Origin of the sequence: Streptomyces sp. NPDC005728, from assembly GCF_040630895.1 — a bacterium.
In the GTDB taxonomy this organism is placed as follows: Bacteria; Actinomycetota; Actinomycetes; order Streptomycetales; family Streptomycetaceae; genus Streptomyces.
In genome coordinates this window covers 50,613-76,946 of the sequence record NZ_JBEXYL010000007.1, presented here as the reverse complement: position 1 = coordinate 76,946, position 26,334 = coordinate 50,613, and the positions used below count along the sequence as shown (strand labels likewise).

At 70.9% G+C, this 26,334-nt stretch carries 22 protein-coding genes; 15 read left to right on the top strand and 7 right to left on the bottom strand.

All coding sequences use genetic code 11. The annotated features are described in order from the left end of the window. Positions 1-24: 24 nt before the first annotated feature. Positions 25-345 (top strand): DUF6210 family protein, encoded by a 321-nt coding sequence (locus tag ABZ471_RS07620; protein ID WP_359063709.1) that lies wholly within the window; start codon positions 25-27, stop codon positions 343-345. Here ABZ471_RS07620 and ABZ471_RS07615 read toward each other — a convergent pair. Genes ABZ471_RS07615 through ABZ471_RS07605 form a run of 3 tightly spaced genes read right to left on the bottom strand, consistent with a single transcriptional unit; the run spans position 277 to position 4,456 of the window. Continuing rightward, the gene (locus tag ABZ471_RS07615; protein ID WP_359063510.1) at positions 277-1,962 is read right to left on the bottom strand and encodes a thiamine pyrophosphate-binding protein; all 1,686 of its coding nucleotides are present in this window, start codon (positions 1,960-1,962) and stop codon (positions 277-279) included. The genes ABZ471_RS07620 and ABZ471_RS07615 overlap by 69 nt on opposite strands. Further along, positions 1,959-2,939, bottom strand: a complete 981-nt coding sequence (gene speB, locus ABZ471_RS07610; RefSeq protein WP_359063508.1) for an agmatinase — start codon at positions 2,937-2,939, stop codon at positions 1,959-1,961. The genes ABZ471_RS07615 and speB overlap by 4 nt, the downstream gene beginning before the upstream one ends. 56 nt (positions 2,940-2,995) lie before the next feature. Continuing rightward, complete coding sequence (locus tag ABZ471_RS07605; RefSeq protein ID WP_359063506.1) at positions 2,996-4,456, bottom strand: sodium:solute symporter; 1,461 nt, start codon at positions 4,454-4,456, stop codon at positions 2,996-2,998. A 186-nt stretch (positions 4,457-4,642) separates the two neighbouring features. On the opposite strand from ABZ471_RS07605, the gene ABZ471_RS07600 reads away from it, so the two are divergent. The 3 genes from ABZ471_RS07600 to ABZ471_RS07590 all read left to right on the top strand — a co-directional run bounded on the left by ABZ471_RS07600 (position 4,643) and on the right by ABZ471_RS07590 (position 7,485). Then, positions 4,643-6,178, top strand: coding sequence for a PucR family transcriptional regulator ligand-binding domain-containing protein (locus ABZ471_RS07600; protein ID WP_359063504.1), 1,536 nt, complete (start codon positions 4,643-4,645; stop codon positions 6,176-6,178). A 67-nt stretch (positions 6,179-6,245) separates the two neighbouring features. Continuing rightward, positions 6,246-7,034 carry a phosphatase gene (locus tag ABZ471_RS07595; RefSeq protein WP_359063502.1) on the top strand — a complete coding sequence of 263 codons (789 nt, stop codon included), beginning with the start codon at positions 6,246-6,248 and terminating at the stop codon, positions 7,032-7,034. Between the two features lie 64 nt (positions 7,035-7,098). After that, complete coding sequence (locus ABZ471_RS07590; RefSeq protein ID WP_359063500.1) at positions 7,099-7,485, top strand: hypothetical protein; 387 nt, start codon at positions 7,099-7,101, stop codon at positions 7,483-7,485. Positions 7,486-7,838: 353 nt separating this feature from the next. Here ABZ471_RS07590 and tesB read toward each other — a convergent pair whose 3' ends face one another. The 3 genes from tesB to ABZ471_RS07575 all read right to left on the bottom strand — a co-directional run bounded on the left by tesB (position 7,839) and on the right by ABZ471_RS07575 (position 10,644). Beyond that, positions 7,839-8,711 carry an acyl-CoA thioesterase II gene (gene tesB, locus ABZ471_RS07585; RefSeq protein ID WP_359063498.1) on the bottom strand — a complete coding sequence of 291 codons (873 nt, stop codon included), beginning with the start codon at positions 8,709-8,711 and terminating at the stop codon, positions 7,839-7,841. A gap of 35 nt (positions 8,712-8,746) precedes the next feature. Next, positions 8,747-9,904, bottom strand: a complete 1,158-nt coding sequence (locus tag ABZ471_RS07580) for an acyl-CoA dehydrogenase family protein (RefSeq protein ID WP_359063707.1) — start codon at positions 9,902-9,904, stop codon at positions 8,747-8,749. A gap of 137 nt (positions 9,905-10,041) precedes the next feature. Further along, complete coding sequence (locus ABZ471_RS07575) at positions 10,042-10,644, bottom strand: TetR/AcrR family transcriptional regulator (RefSeq protein ID WP_359063496.1); 603 nt, start codon at positions 10,642-10,644, stop codon at positions 10,042-10,044. A 96-nt stretch (positions 10,645-10,740) separates the two neighbouring features. On the opposite strand from ABZ471_RS07575, the gene ABZ471_RS07570 reads away from it, so the two are divergent. From ABZ471_RS07570 to ABZ471_RS07525, 10 genes are all read left to right on the top strand, one after another. Continuing rightward, on the top strand, positions 10,741-12,357 hold the full coding sequence (locus tag ABZ471_RS07570; protein ID WP_359063494.1) for a carboxyl transferase domain-containing protein: 1,617 nt from the start codon (positions 10,741-10,743) through the stop codon (positions 12,355-12,357). An 11-nt stretch (positions 12,358-12,368) separates the two neighbouring features. Beyond that, positions 12,369-14,324, top strand: a complete 1,956-nt coding sequence (locus ABZ471_RS07565; RefSeq protein ID WP_359063492.1) for a biotin carboxylase N-terminal domain-containing protein — start codon at positions 12,369-12,371, stop codon at positions 14,322-14,324. Next, the gene (locus ABZ471_RS07560; RefSeq protein WP_359063490.1) at positions 14,321-15,262 is read left to right on the top strand and encodes a hydroxymethylglutaryl-CoA lyase; all 942 of its coding nucleotides are present in this window, start codon (positions 14,321-14,323) and stop codon (positions 15,260-15,262) included. The genes ABZ471_RS07565 and ABZ471_RS07560 overlap by 4 nt, the downstream gene beginning before the upstream one ends. A 5-nt stretch (positions 15,263-15,267) precedes the next feature. After that, a complete protein-coding gene (locus ABZ471_RS07555) occupies positions 15,268-16,428 on the top strand; it encodes an acyl-CoA dehydrogenase family protein (RefSeq protein ID WP_359063488.1) in 1,161 nt (386 codons plus the stop codon). Positions 16,429-16,589: 161 nt separating this feature from the next. Then, a complete protein-coding gene (locus ABZ471_RS07550) occupies positions 16,590-17,636 on the top strand; it encodes an ABC transporter substrate-binding protein (RefSeq protein ID WP_359063486.1) in 1,047 nt (348 codons plus the stop codon). Positions 17,637-17,680: 44 nt separating this feature from the next. Continuing rightward, positions 17,681-18,523, top strand: coding sequence for a siderophore-interacting protein (locus tag ABZ471_RS07545; RefSeq protein WP_359063484.1), 843 nt, complete (start codon positions 17,681-17,683; stop codon positions 18,521-18,523). 155 nt (positions 18,524-18,678) lie between these two features. Then, entirely contained in the window at positions 18,679-20,145 is a 1,467-nt protein-coding gene (desA, locus tag ABZ471_RS07540) for a lysine decarboxylase DesA (RefSeq protein WP_359063482.1), read from the top strand. Further along, on the top strand, positions 20,129-21,415 hold the full coding sequence (locus ABZ471_RS07535) for a lysine N(6)-hydroxylase/L-ornithine N(5)-oxygenase family protein (RefSeq protein WP_359063480.1): 1,287 nt from the start codon (positions 20,129-20,131) through the stop codon (positions 21,413-21,415). Before desA ends, ABZ471_RS07535 begins: the two co-directional genes overlap by 17 nt. Beyond that, positions 21,412-21,942, top strand: a complete 531-nt coding sequence (locus ABZ471_RS07530) for a GNAT family N-acetyltransferase (protein WP_359063478.1) — start codon at positions 21,412-21,414, stop codon at positions 21,940-21,942. The genes ABZ471_RS07535 and ABZ471_RS07530 overlap by 4 nt, the downstream gene beginning before the upstream one ends. Continuing rightward, on the top strand, positions 21,939-23,708 hold the full coding sequence (locus tag ABZ471_RS07525; protein ID WP_359063476.1) for an IucA/IucC family siderophore biosynthesis protein: 1,770 nt from the start codon (positions 21,939-21,941) through the stop codon (positions 23,706-23,708). The genes ABZ471_RS07530 and ABZ471_RS07525 overlap by 4 nt, the downstream gene beginning before the upstream one ends. 63 nt (positions 23,709-23,771) lie before the next feature. On the opposite strand, the gene ABZ471_RS07520 is transcribed toward ABZ471_RS07525, so the two are convergent. Next, entirely contained in the window at positions 23,772-25,373 is a 1,602-nt protein-coding gene (locus ABZ471_RS07520; RefSeq protein ID WP_359063474.1) for a beta-N-acetylhexosaminidase, read from the bottom strand. A gap of 62 nt (positions 25,374-25,435) precedes the next feature. Between ABZ471_RS07520 and ABZ471_RS07515 the strand changes: the two genes are divergently transcribed. Next, positions 25,436-26,317 (top strand): DUF4429 domain-containing protein, encoded by an 882-nt coding sequence (locus tag ABZ471_RS07515; RefSeq protein ID WP_359063472.1) that lies wholly within the window; start codon positions 25,436-25,438, stop codon positions 26,315-26,317. The last annotated feature ends 17 nt before the right edge of the window (positions 26,318-26,334 follow it).

The following is a 26,334-nucleotide window of genomic DNA, read 5'->3' as shown; positions in this document are numbered from 1 at the left end:
CCGTATGCCACGCTCCCCTCATGGCTGACGCGGACGACAGCCGGCGGCACGTCTTCCTCGACCCGGACGGGACTGGCCGGTGGAATTGCTCGACCGGCTCAGGGCCGCCGTCGCCCTCCACATCTACGGCTCCGGGAACCGGCACGACCTGTTCCTTGCCCGCCGGCTATCGACGAGACCCGCCTCGCCGAGTTCGACGAGGCACGGGTTCCGGTCGTGACACCTGACGGGCCCGGGGTGCTGGTCCGGGAGAACTCCGGCTGGGCAGTAGGCGTCCTAGCCCAGGTGCGTAGGCGCGAACATCCGCAGGACCGCCGGGAGTACGACCACCGACGGGCCCGGTGACGCGAGCGCCTTCGCCAGGTCCGTCTCCAGGGTCTCCGGGCTCGTGCGGATCCCGGGGACGCCGAAGGACTCGGCGAGCGCCACATAGTCCGGGCGGGTCAGTTCCGTGGCCGTCGCCTGGCCGAAGGCGTCCGTCATGTACTCGCGCAGGATGCCGTAGCCGCCGTCGTCGACGATCAGCCAGGTGACCGGCAGGTCGTACTGCTTCGCCGTCGCCAGCTCGGCGATCGAGTACAGGGCACCGCCGTCGCCGGACACCGCCAGGACCGGGCGGGTCGGGTCCGCGGCCGCCGCGCCGAGCGCCGCGGGGAAGCCGTAGCCGAGGCCGCCGGCGCCCTGGGCCGAGTGCATCAGGTTCGTGCTGCGCGGGTCGAAGGCCGACCATGCCCAGTACGCCAGGATCGTCATGTCCCAGAGCGACGGGGAGCCGTCGGGCAGCGCCCGGCGGACCGACCTCAACACGTCCTGTTCCAGGGTCAGTTCCTGGGAGGCGATGCGCTCACCGACACGGGACAGCACCTCGCGCACCCGCTGCTGCACCGACTCGTCCGTGCGCTCCTCCACCGTCTCCAGCAGGGCCTGGAGCGCCAGGCGGGCGTCCGCGTGGATGCCGAGCGCCGGGTAGTTGGACTCCAGCTTGCCGAGGTCCGCCTCGATCTGGATCACTCGGCCCCGGGGCTTGAACGTGTGGTAGTTCGAGGAAAGTTCGCCGAGGCCCGAGCCGACCACCAGAAGGACGTCCGCGTCCTCCAGGAAGTCCGTCGTGTGGCGGTCCTCCAGCCAGGACTGGAGGGAGAGGGGGTGCTCCCAGGGGAACGCGCCCTTGCCGCCGAAGGTGGTGACGACGGGTGCGTCCAGCTTCTCGGCCAGTTGCAGAAGCTTGCCCGAGGCGTCCGAGCGTACGACCCCGCCGCCCGCGATGATCGCCGGGCGGGCGGCACAGGACAGCAGGTCCGCTGCCACCGCGGTGAGTTCGGGGCGCGGGGCCAGGTCGTCCGGGGTCGCGTCCATCGCCGTCACCACGGGCAGGGCGGTCTCGGCGAGCAGGACGTCCTGCGGGATCTCCACCCACACCGGGCCGTGCGGAGCCGTCAGCGCCGACTGCCAGGCCGCCGCGACGGCGGAGGGGATCTGGGACTGGGTGCGGACCGTGTGGACCGACTTCACCACACCCCGGAACGAGGCCGCCTGGTCCGGGAGTTCGTGGAGGTAGCCGTGGCGGCCACCGCCCAGACCGGCCGTCGGGATCTGGCTGCTGATCGCCAGGACGGGCGCGGAGGCGGCGGCTGCCTCCTGCAGGGCGGCCAGCGAGGTCAGCGCGCCGGGGCCCGTCGAGAGCAGCAGCGGTGCCGCCTCGCCGGTGATCCGGCCGTACGCGTCCGCCGCGAAACCCGCGTTGTTCTCCACCCGCAGGCCGATGTAGCGGAGGGCGGAGCGGCGCAGGGCGTCGAACATGCCCAGGGCGTGCTGGCCGGGCAGACCGAACACCGTCGTGGCGCCGAGCCCGGCCAGGGTCTCCACGACCAGGTCTCCGCCGTTGCGCCCGGGGGGCGGGTTCAGCGCGGTCGAGATCTGTGCCGCCGTCGGGCGGAGTACCAGGTCGTGGTCGTGAGTCACTGCGCTTCCGCGTCCTTCCGTGCCGCCGCGATCTGGCGGCTCATGATGGTGGTCAGTTCGTAGGCCGTGTGGGAGGCCGCGACCGAGGTGATCTCGGCGTGGTCGTACGCCGGCGCGACCTCGACGACGTCCGCCGAGACCAGGTTGCACGATGCCAGCCCGCGCAGGATCTCCAGGAGTTCGCGGGAGGTCATGCCGCCCGCCTCCGGCGTGCCCGTGCCGGGCGCGTGGGCCGGGTCGAGGCAGTCGATGTCGATGGAGATGTACAGCGGCCGGTCGCCGATGCGCTGGCGCAGCTGGTCGGCGACCTCGTCGGCGCCGCGGCGGTAGATGTCCGCGGAGGTGACGATGCCGAAGCCCATCTTCTCGTCGTCGGTGAGGTCCTGCTTGCCGTACAGCGGGCCGCGGGTGCCGACGTGGGAGAGCGCCTCGGTGTCGAGGATGCCTTCCTCCACCGCGCGGCGGAACGGGGTGCCGTGCGTGTACTCGGCGCCGAAGTAGGTGTCCCAGGTGTCCAGGTGGGCGTCGAAGTGGAGCAGGGCGACCGGGCCGTGCTTCTTCGCGACCGAGCGGAGGAGGGGGAGGGCGATCGTGTGATCGCCGCCGAGGGTCATCAGACGGGCGCCGGTGCCGAGGAGGTCGTCGGCGGCCGCCTCGATCGTGTCCACGGCCTCGTTGATGTTGAACGGGTTCACGGCGATGTCGCCGCCGTCCGCGACCTGGGCGAGGGCGAAGGGAGAGGCGTCCTGCGCCGGGTTGTAGGGGCGCAGCAGCCGGGACGCCTCGCGGATCGCGTTGCCGCCGAAGCGGGCGCCCGGCCGGTACGAGACGCCGGAGTCGAACGGCACGCCCACGACGGCGACGTCGGCGGTGCCGACCTCGTCCAGGCGGGGCAGCCGGGCGAAGGTCGCGGGGCCGGCGTACCGCGGGATGCGGGAGGAGTCGACGGGGCCGCGGGGCGTCTCGTTGCTGCTCATGGTGAAATGCCTTCTTTCCTGCGCTTCATCGCGCATGTACTGCTTTCCCTACGACTCTACTGGTGAGCCGGGACCGGTTCGGACGCAAGTTCGGGGGACCGTCCCGCCAGGCGCTCGCGCCAGGTGGTGAGGACGGCCTCGTCGGTGGGCTTCGTGGCCAGGGAGACGGCCACGTAGACGGCGAGGGAGGCGAGCAGGCCGTAGTAGACGGGCTCGTTGGCGAGGATGCCGTAGCCCGCCATCAGGCCGATCACGGCGAGGCCGCCGACGATCACGGAGGCCAGCGCACCCTGCACGGTGCCGCGCTTCCACAGCAGTCCGCCGAGGATCGGGACGAGCAGGCCGGCGACGAGGAGGTTGTAGGCGACCGTCAGGGCCTCGACGACGTTGTTCAGCGCGATCGCCGTGCCGATCACCCCGATGCCCATGATCAGGATGAAGACGCGGTTGCCCTTGACCTCGTCGTGTTCCTCGCCGTCGCGGCGCACCACGCCGCGCAGCCGGGACCAGATGTCGTTGTTGGCGACGGTGGCGCAGGCGATCAGGGCGCCGGAGGAGGTCGACATCACGGCGGCGAGGGCGGCGGCCAGCACCAGGCCGCGCACGCCGACGGGCAGTTCGTCCTTGACGATGGTCGCGAAGGCGTCGTCCGGGCTGCCGAGCTTGGGGTAGAGCACCTTGGCGGCGGTGCCGATGACGGCGCCGGCGAGGGCGTAGGCCAGACAGTAGGTTCCGGCCACCGTGCCGCCCCACCTGGCGGTCTTGTCGCTGCGCGCGGTGAACACGCGCTGCCAGATGTCCTGGCCGATCAGCATGCCGAAGGTGTAGATCAGCACGTAGGTGAAGATCGTCTCGCCGCCGATGCCCAGCGGGTCGAAGTACGAGGTCGGCAGCTTGGCCTTCATCTCGGAGAAGCCGCCCGCCTTGACCACCGCGATGGGCAGCAGGAGCAGGAGCACGCCGATCGTCTTGACCACGAACTGCACCATGTCGGTGAGCGTGATGGACCACATGCCGCCGAGCGTCGAGTACGCGACGACGATCGAACCGCCGAGGATGATCGCGACGGTGCGGTTCATGTCGAACAGCACGTCGAAGATCGTGGCGTAGGCGATGGTCGAGGTGACGGCCAGCATGAGGGTGTACGCCCACATGACCACGCCGGAGATGACACCGGCCCGGCCGCCGTAGCGCAGGTCCAGCATCTCGGAGACCGTGTAGACCTTCAGCCGGGCGATGCGCGCGGAGAAGAAGACCGACAGGGCCAGCAGGCCGAGGCCGATGGTGAAGACCATCCAGGCGCCGGAGAGGCCGTACTGGTAGCCGAGGCCGACGCCGCCGATGGTGGACGCGCCGCCGAGGACGATCGCGGCCATGGTGCCGGAGTACATGGCGGGCCCGAGGCGGCGGCCCGCCACCAGGAACTCGCTCTTCGACTTGGCGCGACGCATGCCCCACCAGCCCATCGCCAGCATGCCGGCGAGATAGACGACGATCACTGTGTAGTCGACGGCCATGGGGCCCTCCTTCGCGCACTGTCGGTGGCGTGTCGTGCAGATACATGGGGGCGCCGGCAGCGGATCGCGGGGACATCCGCCCGTACCCGCGGCTGCCGTGCTGACTTGACACTAGGTGGCCGGAAAGCGACTGCGAAGTGTACGTTTCATCCATACGAACGGGGCGGGATGGAGGAAACGCACATCATGCCCGAGACGATCACCCCAGCCGTCCCACCGACCCCACCCGTACCGCTCTCGGCGCTGCTGGCCCGGGAGGATCTCGCGCTGCGCCAGATCGCGGGCCCCTCGGACCCGGACATCGTGATCCACTGGGCGCACACCTCGGAGATGGCTGACCCGTACCCGTACCTGCTGGGCGGCGAGCTGCTGCTCACGGCCGGGGTGCACATCCCGGAGGCGGCGGGCTCGGGGACCTACTTCGACGACTACGTCTCGCGGATCGTGGCCGCGGGCGGGGCTGCCCTCGGCTTCGGCCTGGCCCCCGTGCACGACACGGTGCCGCGCGCCCTGGTCGCCGCCTGCGACACCCACGGCCTCCCGCTCCTGGAGGTCCCGCCGCAGACGACCTTCTCCGGCGTCGCCCGCGCGGTCTGGCAGCTGATGGCGCAGGCCCGCCTGGCCGAGCTGCGCCGGGTCACGGAGGCCCAGCAGAGCCTCGCGGCCGCCGCCTCCCGCCCCGACCCGGTCCCCTCGGTCCTGCGCCAGCTGGCCCAGCGTCTGAGCGGCCACGCGGCCCTGTACGGATCCGACGGCACCGAGATCGCCGGAGCGGGCCGGGAACAGGCACAGGGGGTCCAGGAGGCACTGTCGGCCCTGACGGCGGTCGTACGGCCGCCGGGCCGGCCGACTCCCCCGCCGGACCACGAGCCGGACGGCGTCTCCCGTCCCGCCCCCGTCCCCACCTCCCCCACCCCCACATCCGCCACCGACACCCTCGGTGACACCCACCTGGCCGCCTACGCCCTCGGCGCCGGAGGCGGGTTCGTGCTCGGGGTGGCCAGTGCGAGGCGTGAGCCGGGGGACCACACCATCGCCTCCGTCGCCGCGGTCCTGCTCTCCCTGCTCACCGGTGAGCACCACAGCGGGGCCGGAGCGGCTCGCTCCTCCGCGCTCGTGCGGCTGCTGCTCGGCTCGGCCCCGGAGGAGGTGGCACCGCTCGTCGGAGAGGGGCGGTGGGTCGTGGTGCACGCGCGGCCGGAGTCGCAGCTGCCGGACGCCGTGGCCGCCTCCGCGCTGGGCGCGGCCCTGGGCTCGCCGCTGGTCGACCTCGCCCGTGACGTCGTACGGGTGCTGGTGCCCGCCGAGCGGGAGCCGGTCGGGCAGCCGGGCTGGACGCTCGGGGTCAGCGCGGCCGTCGGCCCGCGGGAGTGGCCGGCCGCGGACACCCAGGCGGCCCGTGCCCTGGCCCGCGCCCGTGCCACCCGCGCTCCGCTGGTCCGGCACGGCGCCCGCCCCGGGCTGGAGGACCTGGTGCCCCCGGCGGACGCCCAGGCGCACGCGCGTGCGCTGCTCGCCCCGCTCGCCGCTCAGCCCGCGCTCGCCGAGACCTTGCGCGCCTGGCTGTCCCTGCACGGCAGTTGGGACCGTACGGCGGTGGCGCTGGACGTGCACCGCAACACCGTGCGGCAGCGGATCGCCCGCTGTGCGGCGTTGTTGGAAGCCGACCTGGACGACCCGGACGTACGGATGGAGTTGTGGTTCGCGCTGCGGCAGCGGTGAGTGACCCGTGTCCCAGGGGGCGATATGCCGGAGACGCGCCGAGCCCGCTGGCCTCACAATGGGAGGCATGCCGATATCCGGGACACCCAGCCGCGCCCAGCTCGTCGACCACCTGGTGAGGACCCGTATCGCGGGGGACGTCGCCACACCCCGCGAGAACAACCTCTCCCACTACCGCAGGCTGGCCAACGGCGAGCGCAACTTCTGGTTCGGGCTGGAACTTGACGACCGCTGGACGGACGAGCAGGACGTGCTCGCGGTCATGGCCGAACGGGTGGGTGTCAACGACGATCCCGAGTACCGGTACGGACAGGACACCATCGACCCCGAGCTGACCGTGGACGCCCTGGAGCGCCTCGCGCTCAGACTGCGCAAGGCGGCCGACGGGCAGCAGCGGGTGCTGTTCGCCACCGGCCACCCGGGCGGCCTGCTGGACGTGCACCGGGCCACGGCCGCCGCGCTGCGCGCCACCGGCTGCGAGATCGTCGTCATCCCGGACGGGCTGCAGACGGACGAGGGGTACGTCATGCAGTTCGCGGACGTGGCCGTGCTGGAGCACGGGGCGACGCTGTGGCACACGCACTCCGGCGAGCCGATGCGGGCGATCCTGACGGGACTTGAGCGTGAGGGGCGTCCGCTGCCCGACCTGGTGGTCGCCGACCACGGCTGGGCCGGGTACGCCGGACAGCACGGCGTCGACTCCGTCGGGTACGCCGACTGCAACGACCCCGCACTGTTCCTCGCCGAGTCCGAGGGCACCCTCCAGGTGGCGGTCCCACTCGACGACCATGTGCTCAGTCCGCGCTACTACGACCCCATGACGGCGTATCTGCTGGCGGAGGCGGGCCTGGCCTGACGGTCCGCCACACACGAGGTGCGGCCCCGCCGGCGGGGCCGCACGCCGCGCTCAGTGTGTGGTCGTGTCTCGGACCTCAGTGACCGCCTCCTCCGCCGCCGTGGCCTCCGCCACCGCCGCCGTAGCCTCCGCCACCGCCGCCGTAGCCTCCGCCGCCGTAGCCTCCGCCGCCGTAGCCTCCGCCGCCGTAGCCGCCGTGGTCACCTCCGCCGTAGCCGCCATGGTCACCGCCGCCGTAGCCGCCGTGGTCACCTCCGTAGCCGCCGTAGTCGTCGTCATCGTCGCCCCACCAGCCGTGGTCGCCGTGACGTCCGTCGTCACCACGGTCCGAGCTGCAGGAGCCGTGGTCGGACGAGGTCGCCGAGGCGGTGCCTGCCGCGCCCACCGCGGCTCCACCGGCCAGAAGCAGACCGGCTGCGGACATCGCGACAAGGCGCCTCGTGCGCTGTGATCGCATGGGAAATACCTTCCGTCTCCATCGTCTCTCGCGGCTCCTGGAGGGAGCCCGAGGTGATGGCCGTCGCCGCGGGATGAGGAAGAGAGCGGCGCGGTCTTCAGGTGTCGCCGCGGCATGTCGGGCCGCACGGCGCATGCCATCGATGCCGACGCCTGCAGCCACCCGTGCGTGGTCGCGCGAGCCTGCGCTGCGGCTGAGGTCCGAGGGGTACGGATCCTCGTCGGCCGAGCGTGCCGTGCGCTGCGGCTTTCACTCGAAGAGCCTAGTACCCCTTGCGTCACTCGTCATTTCGGGCGAAGGTCCGCCGAGCGGGTCCCGGAGTGGGATCCGGACGGACCCGGTGTGCCTCAGTCCGACCGGGGGACGCGGACCACGCCCTCCTGGATGACCGAGATGGCGAGCTGGCCGTCCCGCGTGTAGATGCGGGCCTGGCCGAGGCCGCGGCCGCCGTGCGCGGACGGTGACTCCTGGTCGTACAGCAGCCACTCGTCGGCGCGGAAGGGCCGGTGGAACCACATCGCGTGGTCCAGGGACGCCCCGACAACGTCCCCGACGGCCCAGCCGCCGCGCCCGTGCGCGAGCAGCACGGAGTCGAGGAGGGTCATGTCGGAGACGTAGGTGGCGAGGACGACATGGAGCAGCGGGTCGTCGTCGAGTTTGCCGTTGGTGCGGAACCACACCTGGCTGTGCGGTTCGCGCGGCTCGCCGAACTTCCCGTACGGCGGCTCGTCCACGTACCGCAGGTCGATCGCCTCGCGGGCCTCCAGGAACTTCTCCACGACCGCCGCGCCCAGGTGGTCGTAGCCGCCCAGCCGCTCCTCGGAGGTGGGCAGGGTCTCCGGGTCCGGGGCGGGCGGCATGGGGGTCTGGTGGTCCAGGCCCTCCTCGTACGTCTGGAAGGACGCCGAGAGGTGGAAGATCGGCTTGCCGTGCTGGACGGCCACCACGCGGCGGGTGGTGAAGGACCGCCCGTCGCGGATGCGGTCGACGTTGTAGACGATCGGCGCGCCGGGGTCGCCCGGGCGCAGGAAGTACGCGTGCAGGGAGTGGGCGAGCCGGTCCACGGCGACCGTGCGTCCGGCGGCGACCAGCGCCTGCGCCGCAACCTGCCCGCCGAACACGCGGGGTACGACGGCGGAGCGGGACTGGCCGCGGAAGATGTCCTCCTCGATCTGCTCCAGGTCGAGCAGATCGAGGAGGTCCTGAAGTGCCTGGCTCATGACGTTAGTTGTACCGGCCAGTGATTGCGGAGACCTTACAGACCCATGTCCTTGGCGATGATCGTCTTCATGATCTCGCTGGTGCCGCCGTAGATGCGGTTGACGCGGTTGTCCGCGTACAGGCGGGCGATCGGGTACTCGTTCATGAAGCCGTAGCCGCCGTGCAGCTGGAGGCAGCGGTCGATGACGCGGTGCGCGACCTCGGTACAGAAGAGCTTCGCGGAGGCGGCCTCGGCGGGGGTCAGCTCGCCGGCGTCGAGGGCCTCCGTCGCGCGGTCGGCGACGGCCTCGGCGGCGTCCACCTCGGCCTGGCAGGCGGCCAGCTCGAACTTGGTGTTCTGGAAGGCGGCGACGGGCTTGCCGAAGACGACACGGTCCTGGACGTACTGCTTGGCGAACCGGACGGCCGCCTTGGCCTGCGCGTAGGCGCCGAAGGCGATTCCCCAGCGCTCGGAGGCCAGGTTGTGGCCGAGGTAGTAGAAGCCCTTGTTCTCCTCGCCGAGGAGGTCCTCGACCGGGACCTTGACGTCGACGAACGCCAGCTCGGCGGTGTCGGAGGTCTTCAGGCCGAGCTTGTCGAGCTTGCGGCCGACGGAGTAGCCCTCGGCCTTGGTGTCCACGACGAAGAGGGAGATGCCGTGGCGGCGGTCCTCGGCGGTGGGCGCGGCGGTGCGGGCGCAGACGATCATGCGGTCGGCGTGCACGCCGCCGGTGATGAAGGTCTTGGCGCCGTTGAGGATGTAGTGCGTGCCGTCCTCGGAGAGCTTGGCGGTGGTCTTCATGCCCGCGAGGTCGGAGCCGGTGCCCGGCTCGGTCATCGCGATGGCCCACATCTCCTCGCCGGAGACGAACTTCGGCAGGTAGCGCTTCTTCTGCTCGTCGGAGGCGAGCAGCTTGATGTAGGGCAGGCCGAGCAGCACGTGCACGCCGGAGCCGCCGAAGGAGACACCCGCGCGGGCGGTCTCCTCGTACAGGACGGCCTCGAACTTGTAGGAGTCGATGCCGGCGCCGCCGAACTCCTCGTCGACCCGGATACCGAAGACGCCCAGCTCGGCGAGCTTGTAGTAGAACTCGCGAGGGGCCTGGCCGGCGGCGAACCAGTCGTCGTAGACAGGGACGACCTCGGCCTCGATGAAGGCGCGGATGGTCTCCCGGAACGCCTCGTGATCCTCGTTGAACACCGTACGGCGCACGCCGCCCACCTCCACGTACCTCGGCAAGACATCGGGCATGTCTAAGCGCTTGCTCAGACTCAAAGGTACCGGTGAGTACGTTCATGCGTCCAGGGTGACCTTGCCCACCCCCCGCGAGGGCCGGCGGGCGGTCGGCGTCAGTCCCCCGTACCCGCCGCCGCGAACGCCCCCCGCGCCATCCGGTGCAGCAGCGCCGCAGTGGTCCCGCGGCCCGGCAGGGTGCCCGCGCGGCCGAGGTGGGGCGTGGAGTTCAGCAGGCCGAAGACCGAGTGGACGGCGGACCTGGCGGCGGCGTCCGTCAGGTCCGGATACACCTCACGGACCACCTCCACCCACAGCTCCACGTACTGGCGCTGCAGCTGCCGCACCAGCTTGCGGTCGCTGTCACGCAGACGGTCCAGCTCGCGGTCGTGCAGGGTGATCAGGGGGCGGTCGTCCAGGGCGAAGTCGATGTGGCCCTCGATGAGCGAGTCCAGGACCGCCTCGGCGCCGGTCTGCCCGTCGGCCTCCGCCAGGCGCCGCTTGGCCCCCGTCAGCAGCTGGCCGCTGATGCCCACCAGCAGCTCCGCGAGCATCGCGTCCTTGCCCGGGAAGTGCCGGTACAGGCCGGGGCCGCTGATGCCGACCGCGGCACCTATCTCGTCGACACCGACACCGTGGAAACCGCGCTCGGCGAAGAGCCGCGCGGCCTCCTTGAGGATCTGCTCGCGACGGGTGGGGGCGTCGGTTCTGGTGACCATGCCAGCAATTCTAGACAGCGAGGTTAGCGGTCGTTAACCTGAAGGAAATGGTTAACGCTCATTAACAGTACGACCACTGGGTGAGGGGACCGCAGGATGCACGAGGCACCGGAGCTGACGAGCGCGGCCGATCCCGCGTCGGAAGCCTGGCGGGCCAATGAACAGGCCCACCTCGCACTCGGCGAGGAGCTGCGCGCCAAACTGGCCGCCGCGGCCCTCGGCGGCGGCGAGAAGGCACGCGCCCGGCACACCGCGCGCGGCAAGCTGCTGCCCAGGGACCGGGTGGACACACTGCTCGACCCCGGGTCGCCCTTTCTGGAGCTGGCCCCGCTCGCGGCCGACGGGATGTACGACGGTCAGGCACCGGCCGCCGGAGTGATCGCCGGAATCGGGCGGGTCAGCGGGCGCGAGTGCGTGATCGTCGCCAACGACGCCACCGTCAAGGGCGGCACCTACTACCCGATGACGGTGAAGAAGCACCTGCGCGCGCAGGAGGTGGCCCTCGACAACCGGCTGCCGTGCGTCTATCTCGTGGACTCCGGCGGCGCCTTCCTGCCGATGCAGGACGAGGTCTTCCCCGACCGGGACCACTTCGGGCGGATCTTCTACAACCAGGCGCGGATGTCCGGCGCCGGGATCCCGCAGATCGCGGCCGTCCTCGGTTCGTGCACGGCCGGCGGCGCGTACGTCCCGGCCATGAGCGACGAGGCCGTGATCGTGCGCGGCCAGGGGACGATCTTCCTCGGCGGCCCGCCGCTGGTGAAGGCGGCCACCGGCGAGGTCGTCACCGCGGAGGAGCTGGGCGGCGGCGAGGTCCACTCCCGGATCTCCGGCGTCACCGACCACCTCGCCGAGGACGACGCACACGCCCTGCGGATCGTGCGGAACATCGTCGCCACGCTGCCCGCGCGGCAGTCCCTGCCCTGGGAGGTGCAGCCGGCGGCCGAGCCGAAGGTGGACCCGTACGGACTCTACGGCGCGGTCCCCGTGGACTCCCGCACCCCCTACGACGTGCGCGAGGTCATCGCGCGCGTGGTGGACGGCTCCCGCTTCGCCGAGTTCAAGTCCGAGTTCGGGCAGACCCTGGTCACCGGCTTCGCCCGGATCCACGGCCACCCGGTCGGGATCGTCGCCAACAACGGCATCCTGTTCTCCGAGTCCGCCCAGAAGGGCGCCCACTTCATCGAGCTGTGCGACCAGCGCGGCATCCCGCTGGTGTTCCTGCAGAACATCTCCGGCTTCATGGTGGGCAAGGACTACGAGGCAGGCGGCATCGCCAAGCACGGCGCCAAGATGGTGACCGCGGTCGCCTGCACACGCGTACCGAAGCTGACGGTGGTGGTCGGCGGCTCGTACGGAGCGGGGAACTACTCGATGTGCGGCCGTGCCTACTCCCCCCGCTTCCTGTGGATGTGGCCCAACGCCAAGATCTCCGTCATGGGGGGCGAGCAGGCCGCCTCCGTCCTCGCGACCGTCAAGCGGGACCAGCTGGAGGCCCGGGGCGAGGAGTGGCCCGCGGAGGACGAGGAGTCCTTCAAGGCGCCCGTCCGCGCGCAGTACGAGCGCCAGGGCAACGCCTACTACGCCACGGCCCGGCTCTGGGACGACGGCGTGATCGACCCGCTGGAGACCCGTCAGGTGCTGGGCCTCGCCCTGACCGCCTGTGCCAACGCGCCGCTGGGAGACCCCCAGTTCGGCGTCTTCCGGATGTGAGGAGGGGAACCGTGTTCGACACAGTGCTGGTGGCCAACCGGGGCGAGATCGCCGTACGCGTCATCCGTACGCTCCGCTCGCTGGGCGTGCGCTCGGTGGCGGTCTTCTCCGACGCCGACGCCGACGCGCGGCACGTACGGGAGGCCGACACGGCGGTACGGATCGGTCCGGCGCCGGCCGCCGAGAGCTATCTGTCGGTGGAGCGGCTGCTGGAGGCCGCCGTCCGCAGCGGCGCCCAGGCGGTGCACCCCGGGTACGGCTTCCTCGCCGAGAACGCGGGCTTCGCGCGCGCGTGCGAGGAGGCGGGACTGGTCTTCATCGGCCCGCCGGCGGACGCGATCGCCCTCATGGGCGACAAGATCCGCGCCAAGGAAACGGTGCAGGCGGCCGGGGTACCGGTCGTGCCGGGTTCCAGCGGCAGCGGCCTCTCCGACGCCGAACTGGCCGACGCCGCCCGGGAGATCGGGACCCCCGTGCTGCTGAAGCCCTCGGCGGGCGGCGGCGGCAAGGGCATGCGCCTGGTGCGGGACATGTCCGCGCTGGAGGAGGAGATCGCGGCCGCCCGCCGTGCGGCCCGTGCCTCCTTCGGGGACGACACCCTGCTGGTGGAGCGGTGGGTGGACCGGCCCCGGCACATCGAGATCCAGGTGCTGGCGGACGGCCACGGGGGCGTGGTCCACCTCGGCGAGCGCGAGTGCTCGCTGCAGCGGCGGCACCAGAAGATCATCGAGGAGGCGCCGAGTGTGCTCCTCGACGAGGCGACCCGGGCGGCGATGGGCGAGGCGGCCGTACAGGCGGCGCGCTCGTGCGAGTACCGGGGCGCGGGCACGGTGGAGTTCATCGTGCCGGGCGGCGACCCGTCCTCGTACTACTTCATGGAGATGAACACCCGCCTCCAGGTGGAACACCCGGTCACCGAGCTGGCTGTATCCATTGGTGCGGCCGGCGCCGCGGGCGGGATCGACCTGGTGGAGTGGCAGCTGCGGGTGGCGGCCGGGGAGCGGCTGGGCTTCGCGCAGGAGGACGTCCGGCTGACCGGGCACGCGGTCGAGGCCCGGATCTGCGCCGAGGACCCCGCCCGCGGCTTCCTGCCGTCCGGCGGCACGGTGCTGCTGCTGACCGAACCCCAGGGCGACGGCGTCCGCACCGACTCCGGGCTCAGCGAGGGCACCGAGGTGGGCAGCCTGTACGACCCGATGCTGTCCAAGGTCATCGCGTACGGCCCCGACCGCGAGACGGCGCTGCGCAAGCTCCGGGCCGCCCTCGCCGAGACCGTCACGCTGGGCGTGCAGACCAACGCGGGCTTCCTGCGGCGGCTGCTGGCCCATCCGGCGGTGGTGGCGGGCGAGCTGGACACCGGGCTGGTGGAGCGGGTGGTGGACGAGCTGGTCTCCACGGACGTACCGGAGGAGGTGTACGAGGCGGCGGCGGCCGTACGGCAGGAGGCGCTGCGGCCTCGGGGCGAAGGCTGGACCGACCCCTTCTCGGTGCCGAGCGGCTGGCGGCTGGGCGGGACTCCGAAGCAGCCCGCCTTCGGCCTGCGCGTGGCCGATCCGGTCACGTACACGCCACGAGGCACCCACACCGTCGCCGAGGACCGGGTGTCCGTCACCCTGGACGGCGTCCGGCACTCCTTCCACCGGGCCGCTGACTGGATCGGCCGGGACGGCGACGCCTGGCAGGTGCGCGACCACGACCCGGTGGCCGCCTCCCTCACCCGGTCCGCACACGCGGGCGCCGACTCGCTCACCGCACCCATGCCCGGCACGGTGACCGTGGTGAAGGTCGCCGTCGGCGACGAGGTCACCGCGGGACAGAGCCTGTTGGTGGTCGAGGCGATGAAGATGGAGCACGTCATCTCCGCGCCGCACGCGGGCACGGTCGCCGAACTGGACGTCACACCGGGCACGACGGTCGCCATGGATCAGGTGCTGGCCGTCATCGCGCCCAAGGAGGCGGCGGAGTGAGCTCCGAAGGACTGCCCATGGTCGTACCGGCGCAGGCCCTGCCCGCGCGGGTGCGGATCCACGAGGTCGGCGCGCGGGACGGACTGCAGAACGAGAAGACGGCCGTGCCGACGAAGGTGAAGGCGGAGTTCATCCGCCGGCTGGCCGACGCGGGCCTGACGACGATCGAGGCGACGAGCTTCGTCCACCCCGCGTGGGTGCCCCAGCTCGCCGACTCCGAGCAGCTGTTCCCGCTCGTCGGCGGCCTCGGTGTCGACCTGCCCGTGCTGGTGCCCAACCAGCGCGGCCTGGAGCGGGCGCTGGCGCTCGGCGCCCGCCGGATCGCGGTGTTCGCGAGCGCCACGGAGTCGTTCGCGAAGGCCAACCTCAACCGCACGCTGGACGAGTCGCTGGCCGTGTTCGACCCGGTGGTGCGGCAGGCGAAAGACGCCGGCGCGCACGTGCGCGGCTATGTCTCGATGTGCTTCGGCGACCCTTGGGAAGGGGCGGTCCCGCTCCACCAGGTGGCCCGCGTCTGCACGGCCCTGCGCGACATGGGCTGCGACGAGCTGAGCCTCGGCGACACCATCGGGGTCGCCACCCCGGGCCACGTCCTCGAACTGCTCTCCCTGCTGAACGAGGAGGGCGTGCCGACGAACACGATCGGCGTGCACTTCCACGACACCTACGGCCAGGCGCTCGCGAACACCTTCGCGGCCCTGGAACACGGCGTGACCACCGTCGACGCCTCGGCCGGAGGCCTCGGCGGCTGCCCGTACGCCAAGTCCGCCACCGGCAACCTCGCCACCGAAGACCTCGTATGGATGCTGCACGGCCTCGGCATCGAGACAGGGGTCGACCTCGGCCGTCTGACCGCCACCAGCGTGTGGATGGCCGAACAGCTGGGCCGGCCCAGCCCGTCCCGTACCGTCCGCGCTCTCTCCCACAAGGACCAGTGATCAGCATGGACCACCGACTCAGCCCCGAGCTGGAGGAACTCCGCCGCACGGTGGAGGAGTTCGCGCACGATGTCGTGGCGCCGAAGATCGGCGACTTCTACGAGCGGCACGAGTTCCCGTACGAGATCGTCCGCGAGATGGGCCGCATGGGTCTGTTCGGGCTGCCGTTCCCGGAGGAGTACGGCGGCATGGGCGGCGACTACCTGGCCCTCGGCCTCGCGCTGGAGGAACTGGCCCGGGTGGACTCGTCCGTGGCCATCACCCTCGAAGCGGGCGTGTCCCTGGGCGCCATGCCCCTGCACCTGTTCGGCACGGAGGAGCAGAAGCGCGAGTGGCTTCCCCGCCTGTGCTCCGGCGAGATCCTGGGCGCCTTCGGGCTCACCGAGCCGGACGGCGGCAGCGACGCCGGGGCGACGCGCACCACGGCCCGCCTGGACCCTTCCACCGACGAATGGGTGATCAACGGCACGAAGTGCTTCATCACCAACTCGGGTACGGACATCACGGGTCTGGTGACGGTCACCGCGGTCACCGGCCGCAAGCCTGACGGCAGGCCGCAGATCTCCGCGATCATCGTTCCGTCGGGCACGCCGGGCTTCACGGTGGCGGCCCCGTACTCGAAGGTGGGCTGGAACGCCTCGGACACCCGCGAGCTGTCCTTCGCCGACGTCCGGGTGCCTGCCGCCAACCTTCTGGGCGAAGAGGGCCGCGGCTACGCCCAGTTCCTGCGCATCCTCGACGAGGGCCGCATCGCCATCGCCGCCCTGGCGACGGGCCTGGCCCAGGGCTGCGTCGACGAGTCGGTGAAGTACGCCAAGGAACGCCACGCCTTCGGCAGGCCCATCGGCGCCAACCAGGCCATCCAGTTCAAGCTCGCGGACATGGAGATGAAGGCCCACACGGCCCGTCTCTCCTGGCGCGACGCGGCCAGCCGCCTGGTCGCGGGCGAACCCTTCAAGAAGGAGGCGGCCCTGGCCAAGCTGTACTCCTCCACGGTCGCGGTGGACAACGCCCGCGACGCCACCCAGATCCACGGCGGCTACGGCTTCATGAACGAGTACCCGGTGGCCCGTATGTGGCGCGACTCCAAGATCCTGGAAATCGGCGAGGGCACGAGCGAGGTGCAGCGGATGCTGATCGCCCGGGAGTTGGGGCTCGCGGGCTGACGCAGAACCCGACGGCCGCGGCACCCTGTGGGGTACCGCGGCCGTCGCCGTCTCCCGGCCGGCGCAGGCGCCCCACCCCCTGGACATCAGCTGAGGTTAGGCTAACCTACCTTCGAACTTGTCCGGCGGGCGCCACGCCCCGGTCGAAAGCAGTCATATCCATGCCCCATGCCCGTGCCACCCACCTCACTCGCCGCGGCCTGCTCGCCGCGGGCGGCGCCCTCGGACTCGGTGCCGCGCTCGCCGCCTGCGGGGACGACAAGGGCAAAGACGGGGACTCCGGCAAGGCTGCCGAGAGCGGCAAGTCCGGCCCCTGGAGCTTCAAGGACGACCGCGGTACGACCGTGAAGCTGGACAGGATCCCCGCGAACATCGTCGCGTTCACCGGCGTCGGCGCCGCGCTCCACGACTACGGCATCCAGGTCAAGGGCGTCTTCGGGCCCACGAAGACCACCGCGGGCAAGGCCGACGTCCAGGCCGGGGACATGGACATCAGCAAGGTGACGATCCTCGGCAACACCTGGGGTCAGTTCAACATCGAGAAGTACGCGGCCCTCGCGCCCGACGTGCTCATCACGACGATGTTCGACAACGTCGGCACCCTCTGGTACGTCCCCGAGGAGTCGAAGAAGAAGATCGCCCAACTGGCCCCCGGCGTCGGCCTCTCCGTCTACGACCGTCAGCTCACCCAGCCGCTGCGGCGCATGTGGGAGCTGGCCGAGTCGCTGGGCGCGGACATGAAGGCCGCCGCGGTGACGGACGCCAAGAAGCGGTTCGAGGACGCGGCCGCCCGGCTGCGCGCCGCCGCCAAGGCCAAGCCCCAGATCAAGGTGATGGCCGGTTCCGCGAGCGACCAGCTCTTCTACGTCTCCGGCACCAACCTCTCCATCGACCTGGAGTACTTCAAGTCCCTCGGCGTGAACTTCGTGGAGCCGCCGGAGAACGCCAAGAAGCAGGGCGGCGGCTGGTACGAGTCGCTGAGCTGGGAGAACGTCGACAAGTACCAGGCCGACATCATCATGATGGACGACCGCTCCTCGACCATCCAGCCCGCCGACATCACCAAGGCGACCTGGAAGAAGCTGCCCGCGGTGAAGGCGGGGCAGGTCATCGCCCGGTCGCCGGAGCCGATCCTCTCGTACGACAAGTGCGTGCCGCTGCTGACGAGCCTGGCGGAGGCCCTCGAAAAGGCCAAGAAGGTCAGCTGACCGCCTTTCACATCCCTTCCTGAATCCCGAGCTCAGGAGCACATATGACGACGGCCGTAGCCGCCCCGTTCCGTTTCTTCTCGCTTCAGGTCGTACGGACGAGGCGGCTCGGACCGTCTCTGGTCCGGGTCACCTTCGCGGGAGCCGATCTGCACGCCTTCCACTCGGAGGGACGGGATCAGTCCCTGTCGCTCTTCCTTCCGCATCCGGGGCAGACCGAGCCGGTCGTACCGCTGGAGCTGGGGGACGGCTGGTGGCAGGGCTGGCGCGAACTCCCGGACGACGTACGGGCGGTGATGCGCTCGTACACGCTCCGTGCCCTGCGCCGGGAGCCCGACGAGATCGACATCGACTTCGCGCTGCACGGCGTCGGACCCGGCTCCGGCACCCGGGCCGGGCCCGCCTCCCGCTGGGCCTCCCGGGCCGCCGCGGGCGACCGTGTCCTGCTGCTCGGCCCGGCGATCGCAGACAACCGGGCGATCCGGTTCCGGCCCCCGCAGGACACCGATCTCGTCGTTCTCTGGGGCGACGAGACCGCCGTGCCCGCGGCCACCGCCATCCTCGAATCGCTCCCGGCCGGCACGCGTGCCCGCGCCTGGCTCGAGGTGCCGCACGCCGGTGACATCCAGGACGTGGCGACCGAGGCGGACGCGGAGATCACGTGGCTCGTACGGCGCGACGGGGCCCCCATGGCCGTCGACGCCGTGCGCGCAGACCCGCTCCCCGCCGCCGAGCGGCCGTACGTCTGGATCGCGGGTGAGTCCGGTCAGGTCAAGGCGCTGCGCCGGCACTTCGTCGGGGAGCGCGGGGTCGACCGGCGGCGGGTCACCTTCGTCGGCTACTGGCGCCAGGGGATGACGGAGGAGCAGCTGCGCGCGGCGGAGTAACTCCCGCCGAAGTGACGGCAGTCACGGGAGGGGTGCGGTTCCGAGTTCATTACTTAGGTTAGGCTAACCTAAGTTGAAGCCGCGGAACTTCACCCCTCGCCCCTTTAATCCCGCACGGATCTCCCGCACGGACAGTCCCCTCGGAGGACCCCCACATGCGCTCGCACCTGCTCAATGGCCTCACCGCGGAGCACTACCGCCGCTCTGTGACCGAAGGAGTCGAGCGCGTGGCGGCCAAACTCGCCACCACCGACCGCCCGTTCACCGGCGTCACCGTCGACGCCCTCACCCCCCGCATCGACACGATCGACCTCGACCGGCCGCTGGGCGACACCGCCGCGGCCCTGGACGAGCTGGAGGACGTCTACCTCCGCGACGCGGTCTACTTCCACCATCCCCGCTACCTCGCCCACCTCAACTGCCCGGTCGTCATCCCGGCCGTGCTCGGCGAGGCCGTGCTCTCCGCGGTCAACTCCTCCCTGGACACCTGGGACCAGTCGGCCGGCGGCACCCTCATCGAGCGCAGGCTCATCGACTGGACCACCGCCCGCATCGGCCTCGGTCCGGCCGCCGACGGCGTGTTCACCTCCGGCGGCACCCAGTCCAACCTGCAGGCGCTGCTGCTGGCCCGCGAGGAGGCCAAGCCGGGGCAGGACGGGTGGGAAGGGCGGCCCTCGCCCGGCAAGCTGCGCATCTTCGCCTCCGAGGTCAGCCACTTCAGTGTGAAGAAGTCCGCGAAACTGCTGGGCCTCGGCCAGGAGTCCGTGGTCGCCGTCCCCGTCGACCACGACAAGCGGATGCAGACCGTCGCCCTCGCCCGCGAGCTGGAGCGCTGCACGCAGGACGGTCTCGTCCCCATGGCCGTCGTCGCCACCGCCGGCACCACCGACTTCGGCTCCATCGACCCGCTCCCGGAGATCGCCGAGCTGTGCGCCCAGTACGGCACCTGGATGCACGTCGACGCCGCCTACGGCTGCGGACTGCTCGCCTCGCTGAAGTACCGGGACCGCATCGACGGCATCGAGCGGGCCGACTCGGTCACCGTCGACTACCACAAGTCCTTCTTCCAGCCGGTGAGTTCCTCCGCGGTGCTGGTCCGGGACACGGCCACCCTGCGCCACGCCACCTACCACGCGGAGTACCTGAACCCGCGCCGCATGGTGCACGAGCGCATCCCCAACCAGGTCGACAAGTCCCTGCAGACCACCCGCCGCTTCGACGCGCTCAAGCTGTGGATGACGCTGCGGGTGATGGGCGCCGACGGCATCGGCGAACTCTTCGACGAGGTCTGCGACCTGGCGGCCGAGGGCTGGAAGCTGCTGGCGGCCGACCCGCGCTTCGACGTCGTCGTCGAGCCGTCCCTCTCCACCCTCGTCTTCCGCTACATCCCGGCGGCCGTCACCGACCCGGCCGAGATCGACCGCGCCAACCTGTACGCCCGCAAGGCCCTCTTCGCCTCCGGCGACGCCGTGGTCGCGGGCACCAAGGTCGCCGGCCGCCACTACCTGAAGTTCACCCTGCTCAATCCCGAGACGACGCCGGCCGACATCGCCGCCGTCCTCGACCTGATCGCCGGCCACGCCGAGCAGTACCTGGGAGAGTCCCTTGACCGCGCGTCCTGAAACCCCGAACAAGACCTACGACTTCGTGGGGATCGGGCTCGGCCCGTTCAACCTCGGCCTCGCCTGTCTGACCGAGCCGATCGCCGAACTGGACGGCGTCTTCCTCGACTCCAAGCCCGACTTCGAGTGGCATGCCGGCATGTTCCTGGACGGCGCCCACCTCCAGACCCCGTTCATGTCGGACCTGGTCACCCTGGCCGACCCGACCTCGCCGTACTCCTTCCTCAACTACCTCAAGGAGAAGGGCCGGCTGTACTCGTTCTACATCCGCGAGAGCTTCTATCCCCTGCGGGTCGAGTACAACGACTACTGCCGCTGGGCGGCGAACAGGCTCAGCAACGTCCGCTTCAGCACCACGGTCACCGAGGTGACGTACGAGGACGACCGCTACGTCGTCCGCACCGACACCGGAGAAACGTTTCGCGCCCGGCATCTCGTCCTCGGCACGGGAACGGTCCCCTATGTTCCGCAGGCGTGCCAGGGACTGGGCGGCGACTTCCTGCACAACGCGCAGTACATGCACCGCAAGGCGGAGCTGCAGGCGAAGAAGTCCCTCACGATCGTCGGCAGCGGCCAGAGCGCGGCGGAGATCTACTACGAGCTGCTCTCCGAGATCGATGTACACGGATACCAGCTCAACTGGGTCACCCGGTCACCGCGGTTCTTCCCGCTGGAGTACACCAAGCTGACCCTGGAGATGACGTCCCCGGACTACATCGACTACTTTCGCGCGCTGCCCGAGGACACCCGCTACCGGCTGGAGAAGCAGCAGAAGGGCCTGTTCAAGGGCATCAACTCGGATCTGATCGACTCGATCTTCGACCTGCTCTACCAGAAGAACGTCGAAAGCGGCGACCGCCCGGTCCCCACCCGTCTGCTCACCAACTCCTCGCTGACCAGTGCCCGTCATGAGGACGGCTCGTACACGCTCGGCTTCCACCAGGACGAGCAGGACAAGGACTTCGAGATCCGCACCGAGGGCCTGGTGCTGGCCACCGGCTACCACTACGAGCCGCCGGCGTTCCTCGACCCGATCCGCGACCGCCTGTGCTTCGACGGCCACGGCCGTTTCGACGTCGCCCGCAACTACGCCGTCGACGTCACCGGCCGCGGCGTCTTCCTCCAGAACGCCGGCGTCCACACCCACAGCATCACCAGCCCCGACCTGGGCATGGGCGCGTACCGGAACGCGTACATCATCCGTGCGCTGCTCGGCACGGAGTACTACCCGGTCGAGAAGACCGTGGCCTTCCAGGAGTTCGCCGTATGACCTTCACGTTCCGCCCCCTCGACCCCCTGAAGGACGCCAAGCTGCTGCACGGCTGGGTCACGCATCCCAAGGCGGCGTACTGGATGATGCAGGACGCGAAGCCGGAGGACGTGGAGCGTGCCTACATGGAGATCGCGGCCGACGCTCACCACCACGCCTTCCTCGGGCTGCTGGACGGCGAGCCCTCCTTCCTCATGGAGAAGTACGATCCCGCCCACCGCGAACTGGTCGGGCTGTACGAGCCGGAGCCCGGGGACGTCGGCATGCACTTCCTGACCCCGGCCACCGGCACACCCGTGCACGGGTTCACCAGGGCCGTCATCACCGCCGTGATGGCGCACCTCTTCGAGGACCCGGCGACGCGGCGGGTCGTGGTCGAGCCCGACGTCGGCAACAAGGCCGTGCACGCCCTGAACGAAGCCGTCGGGTTCGTGCCCGAGCGGGAGATACAGAAGCCGGAGAAGAAGGCGTTGCTGAGTTTCTGCACGCGGGAGCAGTTCGTCGCGGCGGCGGGGGTGGCCGCATGAGCCTCGCCGACGCCGTGGCCCATCTGTCCCCCGAGCACTGGGACACCGCCAACCGCCTGCTGGTGCGCAAGGCGCTCGCCGAGTTCGCCCATGAGCGGCTGATCAGTCCCGAGAAGGACGGCGACCGGTACGTCGTCCGCAGCGACGACGGGCTCACCGCCTACCGGTTCGCGGCCACCCTGCGCGGCCTCGACCACTGGGCGGTCGACGCCGGCTCGATCACCCGGCACCGTGAAGGCAGCGAACTCCCCCTCGCCGCACTGGACTTCTTCATCGAGCTGCGGCAGGCGCTGGGGCTGAGCGACGACGTCCTGCCCGTCTACCTGGAGGAGATCTCCTCCACCCTGTCCGGCACCTGCTACAAGCTCACCAAGCCGGAGGTCACCTCCGCCGAGCTGGCGCGGAGCGGCTTCCAGGCGATCGAGACCGGGATGACCGAGGGCCACCCCTGCTTCGTCGCGAACAACGGGCGGCTCGGGTTCGGCGTCCACGAGTACCTGTCCTACGCGCCGGAGACCGCGAGTCCGGTCCGGCTGGTGTGGCTGGCCGCGCACCGCTCGCGGGCCGCCTTCACGGCGGGCGTCGGGATCGAGTACGAGACCTTCGTCCGGCAGGAGCTGGGCGCCGCGACCGTCGAGCGGTTCCACGGGACGCTCACCGGCCAGGGCCTCGACCCCGCCGACTACCTGCTCATACCCGTCCACCCCTGGCAGTGGTGGAACAAGCTCAGCGTCACCTTCGCCGCCGAGGTGGCCCGCCGGCACCTGGTGTGCCTGGGCGAGGGCGACGACGAGTACCTGGCCCAGCAGTCCATACGGACCTTCTTCAACTCCTCCGACCCGCACAAGCACTATGTGAAGACGGCCCTGTCCGTGCTCAACATGGGCTTCATGCGCGGGCTGTCGGCCGCCTACATGGAGGCGACCCCGGCGATCAACGACTGGCTCGCCCAGCTCATCGAGAACGACAGCGTGCTGAAGGCGACCGGGCTCTCGATCATCCGGGAGCGGGCGGCCGTCGGCTACCGGCATCTGGAGTACGAGCAGGCCACCGACCGCTACTCGCCGTACCGCAAGATGCTGGCCGCGCTGTGGCGGGAGAGCCCGGTGCCCTCGCTCGGCGAGGGCGAGTCGCTCGCGACCATGGCGTCGCTGCTGCACGTGGACCGCGAGGGCGCCTCCTTCGCGGGCGCGCTGATCGAGCGGTCGGGCCTCGCGCCCGCCGAGTGGCTGCGGCAGTACCTGCGGGTCTACTTCACCCCGCTGCTGCACAGCTTCTACGCCTACGACCTGGTCTTCATGCCGCACGGCGAGAACGTGATCCTCGTGCTGAAGGACGGGGTCGTGCAGCGCGCGATCTACAAGGACATCGCCGAGGAGATCGCCGTCATGGACCCGGACGCGGTCCTGCCGCCCGAGGTCCGGCGGATCGCCGTCGAGGTGCCCGAGGACAAGAAGCTGCTGTCGGTCTTCACCGACGTCTTCGACTGCTTCTTCCGGTTCCTCGCGGCCGACCTCGCCGCCGAGGGGATCCTCACGGAGGACGGCTTCTGGCGCACGGTCGCGGAGGTCACCCGCGAGTACCAGGAGGCGTCGCCCGAACTGGCCGAGAAGTTCCGCCAGTACGACATGTTCGCGCCCGAGTTCGCGCTGTCCTGCCTGAACCGGCTCCAGCTGCGCGACAACCGGCAGATGGTGGACCTCGCCGATCCGTCCGGCGCGCTCCAGCTGGTGGGGAACCTGAAGAACCCGATCGCCGGGTTCTGACGGCCCGCGCAGACGGACGGGCACCCCGGAGTACGGTCCTCCGGGGTGCCCGTCGGCCTTCGCTCAGTGCGTCGGCCAGGGAACCTGGGGCGACTTGTAGTACGTGATCCCGAGGGCGTCCCAGCGCGGGCCCTGGGCGGCCAGGCGGACCTGGTAGCGCGCCCAGTCGTGGGTGTCCGCCGGGGACCAGCCCAGCTCGGCCGCTCCCGCGAGGCGCGGGAACGCCATGTACTCGATGTCGGACGATCGAGTGAGCGTCTCGGACCACAGGGGTGCCTCGACGCCCTTGACGGCCGAGGCGGGTGCGCCGGGGAGGTAGGCGCCCGGGTCCCAGTCGTAGGAGCGCTTCACCTCCACCAGGCCCGCCCAGTCCAGGCCCAGCTCGGTGTCCTTCGTGTACTTCATGTCGAGGTAGATCCGGTCGGCCGGAGACAGGATCAGCCCGGTGCCGTTCTGGGCGGCCTTGGCCACCTGGGCCTTCTCCGCCGCGCTGGTGCCGTCCAGGCCCCAGTACTGGGCGAGGGCGCCCTTGGCGGGGGTGGCGCCGGTCAGCTGGTGCCAGCCGATGACCGTCTTGCCGTATTTGGCGACGATCGGCTGCACGCGGTCCATGAACTTCACGTAGTCGGCGTGGCTGGTGGAGTGCGCCTCGTCACCGCCGATGTGCAGGTAGCGGCCGGGGGTGAGCTCGGCCAGCTCGCGGATGACGTCGTCCGCGAACAGGTACGTCACCTCCTCGGGCACGCACAGCGAGCTGAAGCCGACCTCGGTGCCGGTGTACAGCGGGGGTGCGGTGCCGTCGCAGTTGAGCTTCGCGTAGGAGGCGAGGGCCGCGTTGGTGTGGCCGGGCATGTCGATCTCGGGGACGACCTCCAGATAGCGGGAGCCGGCGTAGCGGACGATCTCCCGGTAGTCGGCCTTGGTGTAGTGGCCGCCCGGGCCGCCGCCGACCTGGGTGGAGCCGCCGTAGGTCGCCAGGCGCGGCCAGGAGTCGACGGCGATGCGCCAGCCCTGGTCGTCGCTGAGGTGCAGATGCAGAGTGTTGATCTTGTACAGGGCCAACTGGTCGATGTAGCGCTTGACCTGGGCGACCGTGAAGAAGTGCCGGGAGACGTCCAGCATCGCGCCGCGGTAGCCGTAGCGCGGGCGGTCCTCGATGGTGCCGCCGGCGATCCGCCAGGGGCCGGGTTGGACGCTCTTCTTCTCGACGGACGCCGGGAGCAGCTGGCGCAGGGTCTGGACGCCGTGGAAGAGGCCGGCGGGCGTGCTCGCGGTGAGGGAGACGCTTCCGGGTCCGCTGGTGAGGCGGTAGCCCTCGGCGCCGAACGGCCCGTCGGTCAGGTGGAGCCGGATGCCGTCGGCGCCCTGCCCGGTGACCGGCAGCGGGTAGCCGGTGGAGGGCCGCAGGATGCCGGCGAGGTAGGTGCCGATCCCGCGGACCTCGGCCGAGTCGTCGACGCGGACGCGGGTGGCGGCGGTGATGCGGTACGGGGATCCGTCGGGGCTGACCGAGGCGGGTGCCGGGACCACCTGGTCCAGCGGGGTCGCCGTCGTGGCCTTCGGTGCGGGCGCCGCGCCGACGGTGGACACGCCTGCCGCCGCCAGAAGCAGCAGCGAACCGAGGACGCGGGTCAGTCGGGGAGTCGTGCTGTGGTTCCGTCTCACATGCGCTCCCTTCACGAGTGGTAAAGACCACTCTCCCGCAGATCCGGTGAAACAATCCCCGCATGGCGGAAATCATCCAGAAGGACGGCACCTGGACCTTCGACGGCGACGCCCTGCGGCTGACTCCCGGGCGGGACAAGAACATCGGCCTGTTGCGCCGGACGCTGGGTGAACTCGTCGTACCGCTGGGCGCGTTGGCGGGTGTCTCCTTCGAGCAGGGGAAGAAGTCGGGGCGGCTGCGGCTGCGGCTGCGCGACGGCGCCGATCCGCTGCTGCACGCCACGGGCGGCCGGCTCGCCGAGCCCCACGACCCCTACCAGCTGACCGTGGAGTCCGACCGGTACGGCGTCGCCGAGTACTTCACGGACGAGGTGCGCAACGCCCTGCTGCTGGACGGGGTGTCACCGGACCCGGTCGCCGCGTACCTGCTGCCCGGGCCGTCGGTGCCGCTGTCCGCCTCGGCCGGGGACGGTACGGCGGGCTTCGACGGCGAGCTGGTGCGTCTGGAGTGGAACTGGAAGACGGAGGACGCGAAGGCCGCCACCGGGCCCCGTGCGATCCCCGTCACGGAGGTCACCGCCGTGGAGTGGCAGCCGGCGGCCGGGCTGGAGAACGGCCACCTGCGCTTCACCGTGCGCGGTGCGCCCGCCACCGCACCGCCGAAGTACGACCCCAACGCGGTCGAGCTGTGGGGCTTCAAGAAGGACCCGCTGATGGCCCTGGTCGCGGCCGCCGTGCAGGCCCGGCTGCCGCACCCGTCGGCGCCGGCCGACGGGACGGACGTACGGCCGGGGCCGCCGCAGCTCGCGAAGGCGTCCCCCTCCGAGGACGACCACGACGCGCTGCTGCGGCGGCTGCGTGAGCTGGGCGAGCTGCACCGCTCGGGGGTGCTGACGGAGGAGGAGTTCGCTCTGGCCAAGCAGGCGGTCCTCAGACGCATGTGAGGACCGCCCGCTCCCGG